Source organism: Klebsiella aerogenes (assembly GCA_029027985.1).
In the GTDB taxonomy this organism is placed as follows: domain Bacteria; phylum Pseudomonadota; class Gammaproteobacteria; order Enterobacterales; family Enterobacteriaceae; genus Klebsiella; species Klebsiella aerogenes_A.
The window spans coordinates 3798107-3815633 of the sequence record CP119076.1 but is presented as its reverse complement, the minus strand read 5'-3'; the positions used below and the strand labels follow the sequence as shown (position 1 = coordinate 3815633).

General features: G+C 54.9%; 12 protein-coding genes. 8 read left to right on the top strand and 4 right to left on the bottom strand.

Annotated features, from left to right (window positions below):
• Positions 1-14 precede the first annotated feature (14 nt).
• Complete coding sequence (gene sbcC, locus PYR66_18120; GenBank protein ID WEF27194.1) at positions 15-3149, bottom strand: exonuclease subunit SbcC; 3135 nt, start codon at positions 3147-3149, stop codon at positions 15-17.
• Positions 3146-4348 (bottom strand): exonuclease subunit SbcD, encoded by a 1203-nt coding sequence (gene sbcD, locus PYR66_18115; protein WEF27193.1) that lies wholly within the window; start codon positions 4346-4348, stop codon positions 3146-3148. The genes sbcC and sbcD overlap by 4 nt, the downstream gene beginning before the upstream one ends.
• A 220-nt stretch (positions 4349-4568) precedes the next feature.
• Here sbcD and phoB point away from each other — a divergent pair, with 220 nt between their 5' ends.
• The 5 genes from phoB (at position 4569) to malZ (ending at position 11769) form a co-directional block, all read left to right on the top strand.
• Positions 4569-5258, top strand: a complete 690-nt coding sequence (gene phoB, locus PYR66_18110; GenBank protein ID WEF27192.1) for a phosphate response regulator transcription factor PhoB — start codon at positions 4569-4571, stop codon at positions 5256-5258.
• Between the two features lie 21 nt (positions 5259-5279).
• Positions 5280-6575: a phosphate regulon sensor histidine kinase PhoR gene (gene phoR, locus PYR66_18105; protein ID WEF27191.1), complete on the top strand. Its 1296-nt coding sequence runs from the start codon at positions 5280-5282 to the stop codon at positions 6573-6575.
• Between the two features lie 412 nt (positions 6576-6987).
• Entirely contained in the window at positions 6988-8307 is a 1320-nt protein-coding gene (brnQ, locus tag PYR66_18100) for a branched-chain amino acid transporter carrier protein BrnQ (protein WEF27190.1), read from the top strand.
• A gap of 123 nt (positions 8308-8430) precedes the next feature.
• Positions 8431-9804, top strand: a complete 1374-nt coding sequence (gene proY, locus PYR66_18095; GenBank protein ID WEF27189.1) for a proline-specific permease ProY — start codon at positions 8431-8433, stop codon at positions 9802-9804.
• A 147-nt stretch (positions 9805-9951) separates the two neighbouring features.
• On the top strand, positions 9952-11769 hold the full coding sequence (gene malZ / locus PYR66_18090; protein ID WEF30494.1) for a maltodextrin glucosidase: 1818 nt from the start codon (positions 9952-9954) through the stop codon (positions 11767-11769).
• On the opposite strand, the gene PYR66_18085 is transcribed toward malZ, so the two are convergent.
• Entirely contained in the window at positions 11766-12668 is a 903-nt protein-coding gene (locus tag PYR66_18085; GenBank protein ID WEF27188.1) for a LysR family transcriptional regulator, read from the bottom strand. The two genes, malZ and PYR66_18085, sit on opposite strands and share 4 nt — an antisense overlap.
• A gap of 280 nt (positions 12669-12948) precedes the next feature.
• Here PYR66_18085 and PYR66_18080 point away from each other — a divergent pair, with 280 nt between their 5' ends.
• The 3 genes from PYR66_18080 to PYR66_18070 all read left to right on the top strand — a co-directional run bounded on the left by PYR66_18080 (position 12949) and on the right by PYR66_18070 (position 16211).
• On the top strand, positions 12949-13590 hold the full coding sequence (locus tag PYR66_18080) for a hydrolase (GenBank protein WEF27187.1): 642 nt from the start codon (positions 12949-12951) through the stop codon (positions 13588-13590).
• A gap of 185 nt (positions 13591-13775) precedes the next feature.
• Complete coding sequence (locus PYR66_18075) at positions 13776-14321, top strand: antibiotic biosynthesis monooxygenase (GenBank protein ID WEF27186.1); 546 nt, start codon at positions 13776-13778, stop codon at positions 14319-14321.
• 21 nt (positions 14322-14342) lie between these two features.
• Entirely contained in the window at positions 14343-16211 is a 1869-nt protein-coding gene (locus PYR66_18070) for an amidohydrolase (GenBank protein WEF27185.1), read from the top strand.
• A gap of 352 nt (positions 16212-16563) precedes the next feature.
• Here PYR66_18070 and PYR66_18065 read toward each other — a convergent pair whose 3' ends face one another.
• Positions 16564-17412 carry an SIS domain-containing protein gene (locus tag PYR66_18065; protein ID WEF30493.1) on the bottom strand — a complete coding sequence of 283 codons (849 nt, stop codon included), beginning with the start codon at positions 17410-17412 and terminating at the stop codon, positions 16564-16566.
• Positions 17413-17527: the final 115 nt, after the last annotated feature.

Genomic DNA, 17527 nt, shown 5'->3' with positions numbered 1-17527 from the left:
AGGGGCAGCCGACATTACTCAACGGCAAATGTTTTATCCAACCGGCTGTATCCCAGACCGTTTATCTTCTTCACCTTAATCTGCACCGGTATACGCTCTTTCATCGCTTCGACGTGGCTAATCACGCCGATAACCTTGCCGCTGGCGTTCAGCGCGTCGAGGGCATCCAGCGCGGTATCCAGCGTCTCGCTATCCAGGGTGCCGAAACCTTCATCAAGGAACAGCGAATCAATCCGCGTCTTGTGACTGACAAGGTCGGAAAGCGCCAGCGCCAGCGCGAGGCTGACGAGGAAGCTTTCGCCGCCGGATAGCGTGCGGGTATCGCGCACCGCGTCCGCCTGCCAGGTGTCTACCACTTCCAGCTCCAGCGCCTCGCTGGCTTTTCGCTGTAGCAGATAGCGGCCGTGCAGGCGGTTTAGCTGTTGGTTCGCCAGCCACACCAGATTATCCAGCGTCAGCCCCTGAGCAAATTTACGGAATTTATCTCCCTCTTTTGAGCCAATCAGCGCATTCAGCCAGGACCAGTCTTCTAACTGCTGTGCGGCCTGTTCTATTTGCTGGCGCAATGAGAGCTGGCGCTGCTGGTTATCGTTGTTTTGCTTCAACTGCTGACGGATCTCGCCCTGGCGGGCGCTGTTTTCCCGCAGCTGTTGCGCCAGTTGCAGTTGCGCTGTTTGTAGCTGCTCCAGCGGCTGGTTGATATCGACATCGGCAGGCGGCTGTTGGGTATGATGTGTGAGCGAGGTCTGCGCCCGCAGCGCCAGCGTCTGGTTCTGCTGCAAGGTTTTTTCCAGCGTCTGCTTTAGCTGCTCAAGCCGCTGGCGGGTCGGTTCGTCGAGCAGGGCGGCAAGATACGCGGTTTGGTCGGCAAATGGGCTGGCGGCCAGCGCGGCGGCGAACTGATTTTCGCTTTCCTGCGCCTGTGTCTGCTGTTGTCTTTCCTGCTGAACCAGCGTTTGCCACTGGCTCTGTAGCGACAGACAATCATCGTGTAGCTGACGCCAGCCTTCCAGCGGGGCGGGATCAACGGTTTCCTGCGATTCAGGCAGCGTCTCCAGCAGCGGCGTTAACTGCTGGCGCTGTTCCTGCAGCGCGGCCGCTTCGTTATGTTTAGTCTGCCAGCTGCGGCTTTCGGCCTCTCGCTGCGCCAGCCAATCGTCAGCTTCCGCGGCTCCCGGCAGGTGCAGCGCATAAACGGTAAGTTCCGCCTCCAGCGCGTTGCGGCGCTGATCGAGATCCTGCTGTAACTGCTGGAGTTGTTGTTGGCTTTCATGTTGTTGCGCCTGCCAGGCCAGACGCTGTTGATGTTGGTACAGCTGCTGTTCGTGCTGCTGGCGGCTGTCCAGCCAGCTGGCAATATCGTCCTGCGGCGTTAATGCGATAGCCAATTCCGCCGCGGTGGTTTGCCATTGTGATGTGAGTGCTTGCTCCTGCTGCAGCAAGGACGCTTTCTCGTCCGCTTCTTTTTGCTGTTGTTTAAGCAATGCTTCAAGCTGGCCTCGTAGCTGGGCGCCTTCTTCCGCCAGCTGTCTGACTTCTCGCTCCAGTGCGTCGCGCCGGGTTTGGTTGATGCCGGGCACCAGCGCCTGATATTCCGCGACTGCCGGATGGTGCTCGGAACCGCACAGCGGACAAGGCACACCGGGCTGCAGGCGGGCGCGCTCGGCTTCCAGACCGGCGATACGCGCTTCCAGTTCGCAAATCGCTTTTACATCGCTGAACTGCTGGTTTTTGTCCTTCCATGCCTGACGGCGTTGATGTAGCGCAGCTTCAAGTTTCTCTTTTTCCTGCTGTGCCGCATTTTCCGCGTTCTGAAGCTGCTGCAGACGCAGGTATAGCGGCTGCAGACGGCTATGAAGGGTAGAAAGCTGCTGGCGCAGCGGGCGAGCGGCGGCATGCTGCGCTAGCTCGCGGCTCACTTGCTCCGCATCAAGGGGCAGCGCCGTACCCGGTAACTCCCCTAGTTTACGGGCGGCATCCTGCTGGCGCTGTTGCAGTGCGGACTGCTGCTGCCTGTCGCGAGCGAGTTGCTGGAAGGTGGCTTTCCAGCCCGCCAGTGCGGTACTCCACTGTTGAAAACGGTCGTGCGTTTTTAGCCAGTCGTTCAGAGCCTGCTGGCGAGACGCCAGTTGCGCTAACTGTTGTTGCGCAGTCAGGCGGATCCCCGCCCGGCGGCGTAGGTTGTCATGTAAGCGAGCATTTACTTCTTCAACCTGACGGCGGGTCTGTGCCAGCGCGGTATGTTGTTCTTGTAGGCGTGCCCATAATGGACGCAGCAGCTCCGCCGGTTGCGCGCTGTGTAGCGTTGCCAGCTGCGGGGCGGCGGCTTCCAGCGCCAGCTGCGCCTGCTGCAAGGCGGCCTGCGTTTGACTGGATTCCGCCTCCAGTTCCTGACGGCGGCGCAGCCACTGCAGGGCGTTTTGCTGGCGGGTTTGTTCGGCAACCTGTTGCTGCTCTTCAGCAGTAAGTACTTGCAAACTTTGTTCCAGCGCTTGCCGCTGCTCATCGCTCAGTAGTAAGACGCCGGAAGCCTGTGCCTGCAGTTTTTCTAACTCAATGCGAGCGAGCTTATGTTTTTCAAATACCTGTGTGGAAATTTGACCGTAGATCTCGGTGCCGGTCAGTTCTTCCAGCAGTTCGGCGCGTTCCTTTGGCTTGGCATTCAGAAAGGCAGCGAATTGCCCCTGCGAGAGCAGCATGGAACGGGTAAAGCGGCCGTAATCAAGACCAGTGAGCGAGGCGGTCAGTTCCAGCTTGTCCTTAACCTTATCGGCGAGGATTTTACCGTCGTCGCAGCGAGCCAGTTCAACGCGCGGAGCCTGTAGGTTGCCGTCCGGTTGGTTGCGGGCACGGTTCTGGCTCCAGAACGCGCGGTAAGCGGTGCCTCTGACCTCGAATTCGACCTCCGCCAGGCATTCGGCGGTGTCGCGGGTCATCAGATCGTTTTGCGACTGCGATACGCTGCTCAGGCGCGGCGTTTCGTGGTAGAGCGCGAGGCAGATGGCATCCAGCAGGGTAGTTTTCCCGGCGCCGGTCGGCCCGGTGATGGCGAACAGACCGTTGCTGGCGAACGGTTCGGCGGTAAAGTCGATTTTCCATTCGCCTTTCAGCGAGTTGAGGTTTTTCAGACGTAAGCTCAGGATTCTCACAGGTGTTCCTCACCGTTCAGGCTATGCAGCGTTTCATTAAACAACTGCTCCAGACGCTGTTGTTGCGGAGCATCGAGGGTTTCCAGCGCCAGACGGCGGGCAAACACCTCTTCCACCTGCAGTTCGCTCAGCGTTTCTCGCCGCTCGCCGGCCAGGATGCGTTCGCGCTGGGCGCGACTGCGGCGCACCAATAGCACTTCAACCGGTAATGATTCGGCCTGCTCCTGAATTTTTCTTTGAATATCATGCAGGTATTCATCGCTGGTGATTTCGATGTCCAGCCACACCGGCGGTTGCTGCGCGCTATCCTGCCACTGCTGGAGCTGCGCGGTGATGCTGGCGAAATCGCCTTTTAGCACCGCCAGCGGCTGGCTGATAGGCACCGTCAGCGGCGTCACCTCGTTGAGTTTGCCGTTGTTGAACGACACCAGATTGACGCTCTTGTTTTTCCCGGTTTCATCAAAGCTCAGCGGCAGTGGCGAACCGCTGTAGCGAATATGTTCGCAACCGCCAACGACCTGCGCGCGGTGAATATGGCCAAGTGCAATGTAATCGGCGGGGGGAAAGTGGCTGGCCGGGAAGGCGTCGAGGGTGCCGATGTAAATCTCGCGTACCGCGTCGCTTTTGCTGGCGCCGACGGTGGTGAGATGGCCGCTGGCGATAATTGGCAGCGCGCGTTCGCCGCGGAGCTCGCAAGCCTGCTGATATTGCTGTTGATAGTAGTCGCTGATGGCGGTTAGCAACTGCTGCTGCTTTTCACCGCTGGAGTGGCCGGCCTGGCTAACAACCAGTTCGCGCGGACGTAAAAACGGCACCGGGCAGAAGACCGCGCCGGGCGTACCGTCACGCAACGGTAGGATAAACGGCGCGTGACCGGCATTGGCGACAACGGTCGTTTTCAGGAAGGCGAGAATTTCGCGCGATTCGTTTAGTGTCGCCACCGAATCGTGGTTACCCGCCAGGACCACCAGGTGGCAGCCGATTTGCTGCAGCTGGACGACAAAGCGGTTGTACAGCTCGCGGGCGTAGCTTGGCGGCGATCCGGTATCAAAAATATCGCCGGCGACGATAATCGCATCCACCTCATGTTCCTGCGCGCGGGCCAACAGCCAGTCGAGAAAGGCGGCGTGTTCGTCGGCGCGGCTTTTGCTGTAGAAGTTCTGGCCGAGATGCCAGTCGGAGGTATGTAGGATGCGCATAGAAATTCCGTTGCGATGAAAGCCTGGCGGCCATTATACCGTTCATCCCGCGGCTCGCATTCCTTTTGCCATATTACAGCGGCGGAGGATGTGTTAAGTCCGTGTCATAATTCAAAATCCACGTTCATCAGGCGGTCATTTTTTTCATAAATCTGTCATAAATCTGACGCATAATGGCCGCGCACTTCTATACTGATGGCTAAAAAACACAGGGTAAATAATGGCGAGAAGAATTCTGGTCGTTGAAGATGAAGCTCCAATCCGCGAAATGGTCTGCTTTGTTCTGGAGCAAAACGGCTTTCAGCCCGTCGAGGCGGAAGATTTTGACAGTGCGGTGAATCAACTCAACGAACCCTGGCCTGATTTGATTCTCCTCGACTGGATGTTGCCGGGCGGATCAGGGCTGCAGTTTATTAAACAGCTTAAACGCGAAGCGATGACCCGCGATATACCGGTAGTGATGCTGACGGCGCGCGGCGAAGAAGAAGATCGCGTACGCGGCCTGGAAACCGGTGCGGATGATTACATCACCAAGCCATTCTCGCCGAAGGAGTTGGTGGCGCGGATTAAGGCGGTGATGCGACGTATTTCGCCGATGGCGGTAGAAGAGGTGATTGAAATGCAGGGCCTGAGCCTGGATCCCTCCTCGCATCGCGTGATGACTGGTGAAAACCCGCTGGACATGGGGCCGACCGAGTTTAAATTATTACACTTCTTTATGACTCACCCGGAACGCGTATACAGCCGCGAACAACTGCTGAATCACGTTTGGGGAACGAATGTTTATGTTGAAGACCGCACGGTGGATGTGCATATCCGCCGCCTGCGTAAAGCGCTGGAACACAGTGGCCATGACCGGATGGTACAGACGGTTCGCGGCACGGGATATCGTTTCTCCGCCCGTTTCTGAATTTTGACAGGAGTGTGACCCGTGCTGGAACGGCTGTCATGGAAAAGGCTGGCGCTTGAGCTTTTCTTATGTTGTATCCCGGCCCTGATTCTCGGGGCATTTTTTGGTCATCTGCCGTGGTTTTTACTGGCGGCGGTGACCGGGTTGTTAATATGGCATTTCTGGAATTTATTACGTCTGTCATGGTGGCTGTGGGTTGACCGCAGTATGACGCCGCCGCCGGGGCGCGGCAGTTGGGAACCGCTGCTGTATGGTCTGCATCAAATGCAGATGCGTAATAAAAAGCGCCGCCGCGAGTTAGGCAGCTTAATCAAACGCTTTCGCAGCGGGGCGGAGTCACTGCCCGATGCCGTGGTGCTGACCACGGAAGAGGGCGCCATTTTCTGGTGCAACGGCCTGGCTCAGCAGATCCTCAATTTGCGCTGGCCAGATGATAGCGGACAGAATATCCTCAACCTTCTGCGTTACCCGGAATTCGCTAACTATCTGAAAAACCGTGATTTCACGAAGCCCCTTAATCTGGTGCTCAATAGCGCGCGTCATCTGGAAATTCGCGTCATGCCCTACAGCGATAAGCAGTGGCTGATGGTGGCACGCGATGTCACTCAGATGCACCAGCTGGAAGGGGCGCGGCGTAACTTCTTCGCCAACGTCAGCCACGAGTTGCGTACGCCGCTCACCGTGTTGCAGGGCTATCTTGAGATGATGCAGGAGCAGGTACTGGAAGGGCCAACGCGGGAAAAAGCGCTACATACCATGCGCGAACAAACGCAGCGAATGGAAGGTTTGGTTAAGCAACTACTGACGCTTTCGCGTATTGAAGCCGCGCCGGTGCTGGCGATGAACGATAAAATCGACGTTCCGATGATGCTGCGGGTGGTCGAACGTGAGGCGCAAACCCTCAGTCAGGGCAAACATCAATTGCACTTTAGCGTCGATGAAACGCTGAAGGTCATGGGCAACGAAGAGCAACTGCGTAGCGCGATCTCCAACCTGGTATATAACGCCGTCAACCATACACCCGCCGGAACCGAGATTCGCGTTAGCTGGCAGCGAGCGCCGCATGGCGTGCTGTTCAGCGTCGAGGACAATGGTCCGGGGATCGCGCCTGAGCACTTGCCGCGATTGACCGAACGGTTTTATCGCGTCGATAAAGCCCGCTCGCGGCAAACCGGCGGTAGCGGTCTGGGGCTGGCGATCGTCAAACATGCGGTCAGTCATCACGAAAGTCGCTTGGATATTGAAAGTACGTTGGGTGAGGGAACACGCTTTAGCTTCCTGCTTCCGGAACGTTTAATTGCCAAAAATGTTGCCTGACAGGGTATCTGTCAGCTTTCCTTGCCAATGACCAGCTTCGGCTGGTCATTTTCATTTGCAGTCAACTTTGTGCTGAGCATTTAACGAACGCCTGGTTATTTATTGTTCGCATGATTAGCCATGCGTTTTGCGTCACTCTGGTCAATTAATCCAGGTTCAAAATCATAGTTAGCATAATCATCTGGTTTTGCGATCCCACCTTGCTTTAAAACGTTATAAGCGTTTAAATTGCCCCCTATGCAGTGCCGTTAAGACTGCTTTTGCGTGGTAATTCAAAAAACAATTCTTTTCCACGCCGCTTCGAGAGCATATCTCGCTGAGTTTACAGGCAATGGCCGCTGTATCATCCCGAAAGGAAGGCACGGTATTTTTCCGTTTTTACAACACCACATCCACAGGCAGTAATGAATTTATGACCCATCAGTTAAAATCTCGCGACATCATTGCGCTGGGCTTTATGACCTTCGCGCTGTTTGTCGGCGCAGGCAACATTATTTTCCCTCCGATGGTTGGCTTACAGGCCGGCGAACACGTCTGGACCGCAGCTATTGGCTTTCTGATTACCGCCGTGGGTCTGCCGGTGCTAACGGTGGTCGCGCTGGCGAAAGTCGGCGGCGGCGTTGAGCGTCTGAGCTCGCCGATCGGCAAGGTCGCGGGTATTCTGCTGGCGGTGGTGTGCTATCTGGCGGTTGGGCCGCTGTTCGCGACCCCGCGTACCGCGACCGTCTCATTTGAAGTGGGGATTGCCCCGCTGACCGGCGACGGCGCGCTGCCGCTGCTGATTTATAGCATCATCTATTTCGCGCTGGTGATTTTGGTTTCCCTCTATCCGGGCAAACTGCTGGATACCGTTGGTAACTTCCTGGCGCCGCTGAAAATTATCGCGCTGATCGTGCTGGCCGTCGCCGCCGTTATCTGGCCGGCAGGCCCGATTAGCGATGCGATGGAAGCCTATCGTACCGCGCCGTTCTCGAACGGCTTCGTCAACGGTTATCTGACCATGGACACCCTGGGCGCGATGGTCTTCGGTATCGTGATCGTTAACGCGGCGCGTTCCCGTGGCGTTAGCGAAGCGCGTCTGTTGACCCGCTACACCGTATGGGCTGGCCTGATGGCTGGTGTGGGCCTGACGCTGCTGTACCTGGCGTTGTTCCGCCTGGGTTCCGATAGCGCGACGCTGGTGGAGCAGTCTGCAAATGGTGCGGCAATCCTGCACTCCTACGTGCAGCATACCTTCGGCGGCGCAGGGAGTTTCCTGCTGGCGGCGTTAATCTTCATCGCTTGTCTGGTCACCGCGGTTGGCCTGACCTGCGCCTGTGCTGAGTTCTTTGCGCAGTATCTGCCGCTGTCATACCGTTCGCTGGTCTTTATTCTTGGCCTGTTCTCGATGGCGGTCTCTAACCTGGGTCTCAGCCACCTGATTCAGATTTCGATTCCGGTGTTAACCGCTATCTATCCGCCGTGTATCGCACTGGTGGTATTAAGTTTTACCCGCGGTTGGTGGCATAATTCCTCCCGCGTTATCGCACCGGCAATGTTTATCAGCCTGATGTTTGGTATCATTGACGGCGTTAAAGCGTCGGCATTTGCCGATATTCTGCCGAAATGGTTCGAAAGCCTGCCGCTGGCAGCGCAAGGTCTGGCATGGTTAATGCCGACCGCGGTGATGGCCGTGCTGGCCGCGATTATCGATCGCGCAGCGGGTAGCCAGGTGGTCTCGAAAGCCCACTAACCGACGCTTGACTCAGGTGTTTAACCACGGGACTTAAGGTCCCGTGGTTTTTTGTTTTTTTGGTCATTCCCTTTTGCGCTTTGCCCCTGCAAAGCACAAACGAGAAAAACGGCATGGAACACGATGGAAAGTAGTAACAAGCTTAAGCGCGGGCTAAGTACCCGGCACATTCGCTTTATGGCTCTTGGTTCCGCTATTGGTACCGGCCTGTTCTACGGTTCGGCAGACGCCATTAAAATGGCGGGCCCGAGCGTACTGTTGGCATACATTATCGGCGGCGTGGCGGCATATATCATTATGCGCGCGCTGGGCGAAATGTCGGTGCATAACCCTTCAGCCAGCTCCTTTTCGCGCTATGCGCAGGAAAACCTCGGTGGGTTGGCGGGTTACATCACCGGCTGGACATACTGTTTTGAAATCCTGATCGTCGCGATTGCCGACGTCACCGCCTTTGGTATCTACATGGGCGTCTGGTTCCCGGCGGTGCCGCACTGGATATGGGTACTGAGCGTGGTGCTGATTATCTGCGCCGTCAATTTGATGAGCGTGAAGGTCTTCGGCGAACTGGAGTTCTGGTTCTCCTTCTTTAAAGTCGCCACCATCATCATCATGATCCTCGCCGGTTTCGGCATCATCATTTGGGGTATCGGCAACGGCGGCCAGCCAACCGGTATTCACAACCTGTGGAGTAACGGCGGCTTCTTTAGCAACGGCTGGCTGGGTATGGTGATGTCATTGCAGATGGTGATGTTCGCCTACGGCGGGATTGAGATTATCGGTATTACCGCTGGTGAAGCGAAGGATCCGGAAAAATCTATCCCGCGCGCCATCAACTCGGTGCCGATGCGTATCCTGGTATTCTATGTGGGGACGCTGTTCGTCATTATGTCGATCTATCCGTGGAACCTGGTGGGCACGAGCGGCAGCCCATTCGTGATGACCTTCCAGCACATGGGGATCACCTTTGCTGCCGGGATCCTTAACTTCGTGGTGCTCACCGCGTCGCTGTCGGCGATTAACAGCGACGTCTTCGGCGTTGGCCGTATGCTGCATGGGATGGCCGAGCAGGGCAGTGCGCCGAAGGTGTTCGCCAAAACGTCGCGTCGCGGTACCCCGTGGGTGACGGTCATGGTGATGACCGTCGCGCTGCTGTTTGCGGTGTATCTTAACTACATCATGCCGGAAAACGTCTTCCTGGTGATTGCCTCACTGGCGACCTTCGCCACGGTGTGGGTGTGGATTATGATCCTGCTGTCACAGATTGCTTTCCGCCGCCGTCTGTCGCCGGAAGAGGTCAAAGCGCTGAAATTTAAAGTACCGGGCGGCGTCGCGACCACCGTGGTCGGCCTGCTGTTCCTGGTCTTTATTATCGCCCTGATCGGCTACCACCCGGATACCCGTATTTCGCTGTACGTGGGCTTCGCGTGGATTGTGTTGCTGCTGATTGGCTGGAAAATGAAGACCCGCCGCGATCGCCAACTGGCGCAAGCGCAGTAATTTTTCGCTCTCCCGGGCCAGGTTTTCGCTGCGGCCCGGGAATATCACTCCTCCTCCTTTCTCCTCCCCCAATTATTCTATCGATGATGAGTCATCCGTTTGCCCGCTGTGGCAAGGTGTGGTTATTACGCAAAAAGAGGAATAATGATGTTGAAGGCCTGGCACCTGCCGGTTGCTCCTTTTATTAAGGAGCAGCAGGAACGACTCTTTATTACATTGTGGCTCAGTGGCGAAGCTATGCCGCAGCGGGTCACGCTGCGTGCAGAAGAGGATAATGAAGAGCTGTCATTGCCGATGCGGCGCCTGCGTCAATCACCGCGCCCCGGCGTCGTCGTATGGCGCGGAGAGATCAATCTGGCGAATGGCCAACCGCGCCGCCGCTATAGCTTTAAGCTCTTATGGGCGGATCGTCAGTTGTGGTTTACGCCGCAAGGGTTTCAGCGTTTCCCGCCCGCGCGGCTGGAGCAGTTTGCTGTTGATCTACCGGATAGCGGCCCACAGTGGGTCACCGACCAGGTCTTTTATCAAATCTTTCCCGATCGATTCGCCCGTAGCGAAGCGCGTGAAGCCGGACAGGACCCGGTTTATTACCACCATGCGGCAGGGCAGGATATTGTGCTGAAAGCGTGGGATGAGCCGCTGACCGGCGAGGCGGGCGGCTCGACTTTTTACGGCGGCGATCTCGATGGTATCAGTGAAAAACTCCCCTACCTGAAGCAGCTTGGCGTCACTGCGCTGTATCTGAATCCGGTCTTCGTCGCCCCCAGTGTACACAAGTATGATACCGTGGATTACCGCCGCGTTGACCCGCAGTTCGGCGGTGATGCCGCGCTGCTGCGTTTACGGCAGAACACGCATCACGAAGGGATGCGTCTGATCCTTGATGGTGTGTTTAACCACACCGGCGACTCACATCCGTGGTTCGATCGTCATCAGCAGGCGAGCAGCGGCGCCTGTCATCACCCGGATTCGCCGTGGCGCGAGTGGTTTACCTTCTCTGAGGAGGGCATGGCGCATAACTGGTTGGGCTATGCTAGCTTGCCAAAGCTTGATTACTGTTCCGCGAGTCTGGTTAACGAGATTTATGCTGGTGAAGACAGCGTCGTGCGCCACTGGCTGAAAGCGCCGTGGAGCATGGATGGCTGGCGACTGGATGTGGTGCATATGCTGGGCGAAGGCGGCGGGGCGCGCAACAATCTGCGCCATATTGCCGGTATCACTCAGGCGGCGAAGCAGGAGCAGCCGGAGGCCTTTGTTTTCGGTGAACATTTTGGCGATGCGCGCCAATGGTTACAGGCCGATGCTGAAGACGCGGCAATGAATTACCGCGGTTTTACGTTCCCACTGTGGGGCTTCCTGGCCAATACCGATATCTCTTACGATCCGCAGAACATCGATGCACAGACCTGTATGGCGTGGATGGATAACTATCGCGCCGGGCTGTCGCACCAGCAGCAGTTGCGCATGTTTAACCAGCTGGATAGCCACGATACCACGCGTTTCAAATCCTTGCTGGGTAAAGATGCGGCGCGTCTGCCGTTGGCGGTGATATGGCTATTCTGCTGGCCGGGCGTGCCGTGCATTTACTACGGTGATGAAGTTGGCGTCGATGGCGACAACGATCCCTTCTGCCGTAAGCCGTTCCCGTGGGATCCGGCGCGACAGGATGAAACGCTGCTGGCGTTGTATCAACGCATGATCAGACTGCGTAAAGGCCATCAGGCGCTGCGTTATGGCGGTTGTCAGGTGATGTACGCCGAAGATAACGTGGTGGTGTTTGTCCGCGTCTATAAACAACAGCGGGTGCTGGTGGCGATTAACCGCGGCGATGCCTGCGAGGTGGTGCTGGAGGCGTCGCCGCTGCTGGAAGGGAAAACGTGGCAGCGTAAAGAAGGGGCGGGCGACCTGCACGATGAGGTGCTGAGTCTGCCCGCGATTACCGCCAGCGTATGGTGTAGCCGCTAACGATAGAGCTGGCTCAGACACGGCTCCTGCAGGATAGCCTCCCGCCACCAACGCTGAGCCAGACCGTCATTGCCACTGCGCCAGGCCATATAGGTGATATCTTTCTCGCGACAGGAGATAACGGGTTTCTCTACCAGTTCGCCGTTCTCCAGCCACGGGCGGGCGATGTGGCGCGGTAAAAAACCGCACCCCAGACCGGCGCGCAGCAGAGCGACTTTGGTGGCGAAATCATCCACCCGGATTTGCGCTTGTTCATCGAGCAGATTGCTGTTCAGCGGATGGCAATAACGGGCGCTATCGCTAATAACTATCGCACGGTGCAGGCTGAGTTGCTTATTGGTGAGCGACTGCGTCGTTGCCGCCAGAGGATGGTTTGGCGCGACGACGAAAACATTGTCCATTGCGCCGAGCATTTTCCACGACCACTCCGCCGATGTCGGCGGCTCGTTAATTGCCCCGAGAATAATGTCCGCGCCATTATGGGTGAGTTCTTCCCATGAGCCCGCAAGGGTGTGATGGGTAAAATTAAGACGGGTTTGCGGATGTTGTGCGTAAAAGGCATCAATGAGCGGCAGCAGGGCCTGGAAGGGGAAGGAGTCGTCAAGCGCGATGGCCAGATCCCGCTCCCAACCGGCGCTCAGCAACTGCGCCTGTTTTTCCAGATCGTTGGCGGCATTGAGCAGTAAACGTCCCTTTTCCAGCATCATCTTGCCGGTATCGGTAAATTTCGCACGATGGCCGGAGCGATCCAGCAGGCTGATGTTCAGATCGCTTTCTAGTTTTTGGATCATGTAACTCAACGCCGCGGGCGTTTTAAAAAGTGACTCCGCAGCGAGCGCAAAGGAGCCATGTTTATCCAGCGCATCGAGTATCAGAAGTACATCAAGGTTTAAACGCATCAGTCCTGGTCCGCCAGTGAAATAATAGTGATGTTTTACCGAAGGCTGATGTTCAATACCAGTGAATAAATTAGAACGGTTTCCCGTAATTTTTTGATGGGCCGTTTATATTTAATAATAAAACTGTCATTAATTTATGTTTAGAAAATTAAATGGAAAGATTTATTTAATAACTCGTTAGAAATTACTGACTATACTCACTCTGCGTTATTGGCCACAATCAGCTCAGAACAACGGTAGTGCACGTTTCTTACTAACAAATTGATTAATAGGGTGTATTATGTCTATTCGTGAACTGATTGATCCGTCTAACTCCACTCTTATTTTTATTGATCACCAACCGCAGATGGCTTTTGGCGTGGCCAATATCGATCGCCAGACGTTGAAGAATAATACCGTCGCGCTGGCCAAAGCGGGTAAGATCTTTAATGTTCCGGTTATTTATACTTCTGTCGAAACGAAAAGCTTTAGCGGCTATATCTGGCCGGAGCTGCTGGCGGTTCATCCTCAAGTAAAACCGATTGAACGGACTTCCATGAACTCCTGGGAAGACGACGGTTTTGTGAATGCCGTGAAAGCCACCGGGCGTAAAAAACTGATTATTTCCGCTCTGTGGACTGAAGTGTGCCTGACCTTCCCGGCGCTGATGGCGCTGGAAGCAGGCTATGAAGTGTATGTGGTGACCGATACCTCAGGTGGTACCTCCGTTGACGCTCACGAGCGCGCTATTGACCGCATGGTGCAGGCTGGCGCCGTGCCGGTGACCTGGCAGCAGGTACTGCTTGAGTACCAGCGTGACTGGTCGCGTAAGGAGACCTACGACGCGGTGATGGATCTGGTCCGTGAGCATAGCGGCGCATACGGTATGGGCGTGGATTATGCTTATACGATGGTGCATGGCGCGCCGGAACGTAAAGCCTAAATACACTTCATCCTTCAAGCTGCCTCTTTGTTGGCTTCGTTTGTCCGCCCCGGTCACTGACTTATGTCAGCTCCCGGGGACGTGCAATCTTGCCGCCTTGATGCAGCATGAATGACTTTGTGTATTGTCATTTATGGCTGATGGCGGGGGAAATCCCGTCATTCCCCTGAAGCAAGGAACTCTTTATGGCGCAACAGAAATCGGTGACGCTGGTCATTAGTCATCTGCTCGATCCACAAAACGGCCAGCGGTATGAAGAGTGGTTGGGGAAAATCATGCCGGTTGCGGCGGAGTTTCCCGGCCATCTTGGCGCCAACGTCATTCGCCCGGCGGCCGGGCAAAATCTCTGGAGCGTGATTATCCGCTTCGACACCATTGAACATCTTTATGCCTGGACACAGTCGGAAACTCGCCGCGAGCTGGTGGCGGAAATCGCACCGCTCCTCAATGAAGGCGATCGTACCGAAGTTCGCACTGAACCGGCATTCTGGTTCACCCCGCCGGAGGTCAATGTCCGCCAGCCGCTGCGCTGGAAACAGTTTCTGATAACCCTGCTGGTCATTTTCCCCAGTACCAACCTGGTGCCCTGGCTGACCGGGATGCTGCTGCCCATGCTGCAGGGGAGCTTGTTATTGCATCTGATTAACGATGCGCTGGTGGTTGCGTTGGTGGTCTGGTTGTGGATGCCCATCGTGACCCGTCTGTTTGCCGGCTGGTTGAAAAAAGCCTGACTGGTTTCTCAGGAGATTGTTATGTCGCAAACTGCCACACTGATTCTGACCCACGGGCAGATTCATACCCTCGATCGCGCGAATCCGCTGGCGGAAGCCGTGGCGATCGCCAACGGAAAAATTCTGGCGACCGGAAGTCACGATCGGATCATGAGTTTCGCCGCTGACGGCACGCAAGTCGTCGATCTTAAAGGGCATACGGTGATCCCGGGCCTTAACGACTCGCACCTGCACCTGATCCGCGGCGGCCTGAACTACAACCTTGAACTGCGCTGGGAAGGGGTACCTTCGCTGGCCGATGCGTTGCGTATGCTCAAAGATCAGGCCGATCGCACCCCGTCGCCGCAGTGGGTGCGGGTGGTCGGCGGCTGGAGCGAATTCCAGTTTGCCGAACGACGCATGCCGACGCTGGAAGAGCTTAATGAAGCGGCGCCGGATACGCCGGTATTCGTACTGCATCTCTACGATCGCGCGTTGCTTAACCGTGCGGCGCTGAAGGCCGTTGGCTATAGCAAAGAGACGCCGGATCCGGCGGGCGGCGAGATCGTTCGTGATAACCACGGTAATCCGACCGGGATGCTGATCGCCAAGCCAAATGCGATGATCCTTTATGCCACGCTGGCCAAAGGGCCGAAGTTGCCGCTGGATTTGCAGATCAATTCCACCCGCCAGTTTATGCGTGAATTGAACCGTTTAGGTTTGACCAGCGCTATTGATGCCGGGGGCGGTTTCCAGAACTACCCTGAAGATTATGAAATTATCGAGCAGCTGCACGCCAAAGAGCAGATGACCGTACGTATCGCCTACAACCTCTTTACCCAGCGGCCGAAGCAGGAGCTGGAGGATTTTGAACGCTGGACCGACATGCTGAAGCCGGGACAGGGCACTGATTTTTATCGCGCCAACGGTGCTGGCGAAATGCTGGTCTTCTCGGCGGCGGATTTTGAAGACTTCCTGCAGCCGCGCCCGGATCTGCCGGAAGGGATGGAAGATGAGCTGGAGCGCGTGGTACGCCACCTGGTGGAGCACCGTTGGCCGTTCCGCCTGCATGCTACCTACGACGAGTCGATCGGCCGGATGCTGGATGTTTTCGAAAAGGTGAACCGTGATATTCCGTTTAACGGCCTGCACTGGTTCTTCGACCATGCAGAGACCATTACGGAACGTAATATCGAACGGGTGAAAGCGCTGGGCGGCGGTATCGCGGTGCAGCATCGAATGGCCTTCCAGGGGGAGTATTTTGTCGACCGCTACGGTAAAGAGGCGGTAAAACATACGCCGCCGGTGGCGAAAATGCTTGAGCTGGAGGTGCCGGTAGGGCTGGGTACCGATGCGACGCGCGTCGCCAGCTATAACCCGTGGACTGCGCTGTACTGGCTGGTTTCCGGGCGTACCGTTGGCGGGATGGCGATGTACGACGATAACAACCGTCTGCCGCGCGATGTTGCCCTTGAGCTGTGGACGGCGGGTAGCGCGTGGTTCTCCAGTGAACAGGGTAAAAAAGGGCGGATTGAGAAAGATCAGCTGGCTGACCTGGTGGTGCTGTCAAAAGACTACTTCAGCGTCGCGGAGGAAGAGATTAAGGGCATTGAGTCGGTATTGACCATTGTCGATGGCAAAGTGGTCTATGCCGCCGGTCACTTCTCGCCGCTGGCGCCGCCGCCGATTCCGGTATTGCCGGAGTGGTCGCCGGTAGTCAAGGTTCCGGGTCATTACCGCTCTGCACCGCCGACAGCCGCGAAAATTGGCGCGATAGTGCAGATGCACCAATGCTGCGGCAGTTGTGGCGTGCACGGTCATCAGCATGATATTGCACGCAAATCGTCGATTCCGGTGGCCGATGAGCAGGCGTTCTGGGGCGTATTAGGCTGTTCATGCTTTGCCTTCTGATACTTCTTGCCCGGTGGCGCTGCGCTTACCGGGCCTACGGTCCGGGCAAACATCTTGCCGCCCGGTAATATTCCCGGATTTACGGCGAATTCGCAGGCATAAAAAAAGCTCGCATTTGCGAGCTTTTTTACGTTTTATTTTGTTCTGGTGTTTAGTGTGAGGGGGAATAACAGTCAGCATACAAAATTTACAGGGAAAACCAAAGTGAAGTATGCTTTTATATTTCGATGACGGGAGATTAACTGGTGCAAAGGAATAGGCTAAGGCGTTAGCGCCATTGTTATAATCTGCTCTTTTCATAGTATAATGTCTATGTTTTTAGCCATGTTTAGATGCCGATTTTTTCTGTAATTTATTCTAATCTATTAATCAAGTCACGACTTTGTTTAATCATCGAAAGCGACCGCACATCGTTAATCTGTAATAGGCCAATAAATATTAAATCTGTAATGCAGTTTTGGGCGGTACGGGATGATATCGAGGAGCTACGCCACTCATCCTCATTCGAAAGTGTTTCGATGACATAATGAGCTATTCGTTTTAATGGACTTTTATTTAATGATGTAATGGCAATTATCCTGGCGCCATTCCCTTTCGCTGCGTTTGCGGCCATATTGATTTCTTTTTTTCTGCCTGAATATGAGATGACAATTTGTACATCATCTTTTGTCAATGCTTGCGCCACTGTTAACTGAACATGTGAATCTATTTCACAGGTGATGTTGTATCCTATTTTCATTAATTTAAAAGCAAGGTCTTTTGCTGTCAATGCCGATCCGCCAATACCTGTTATTTGTATTTTTCTGGCACCATTGATTAAGCCTATAATGTGAGCGAGCTGTCCAAAGTCAATATAGTTCGTCGTTCTTTCAAGAGCATTATTCTTTTCAAGGATAAGCTTGTTTGCGATTTCCTTTAATGAATCGGATTTATGAATGGAGCTGTGTAATACGGGTTCGTTATCTTGTGGAGTATTATTATATTCTACAATCATTGCTAGCTTTAATTCAGTAAATCCTTTTGCACCTAACTTTTGTGAGAATTTTGTGATTGCTGACTGAGCTATGCTTAATCGCTCTGCCATCAAATGAGTAGTGATATTTTGAAAATTAGCAATATTGTTAATAATGAATGCCGCAATTTTTCTGTCAGTATTTGAGAAGCTTGTTATTCCTGATTTTATTTTTTTTAAGTATCCCATAACGTTACCTTTATCACTAATAATCATTTTAGAAATATAATTCATCACATTCATAAATACAAACTATAAATCATTTTTTAAATGTAATTTATTTTGATGGCCGTCACAAGACCTT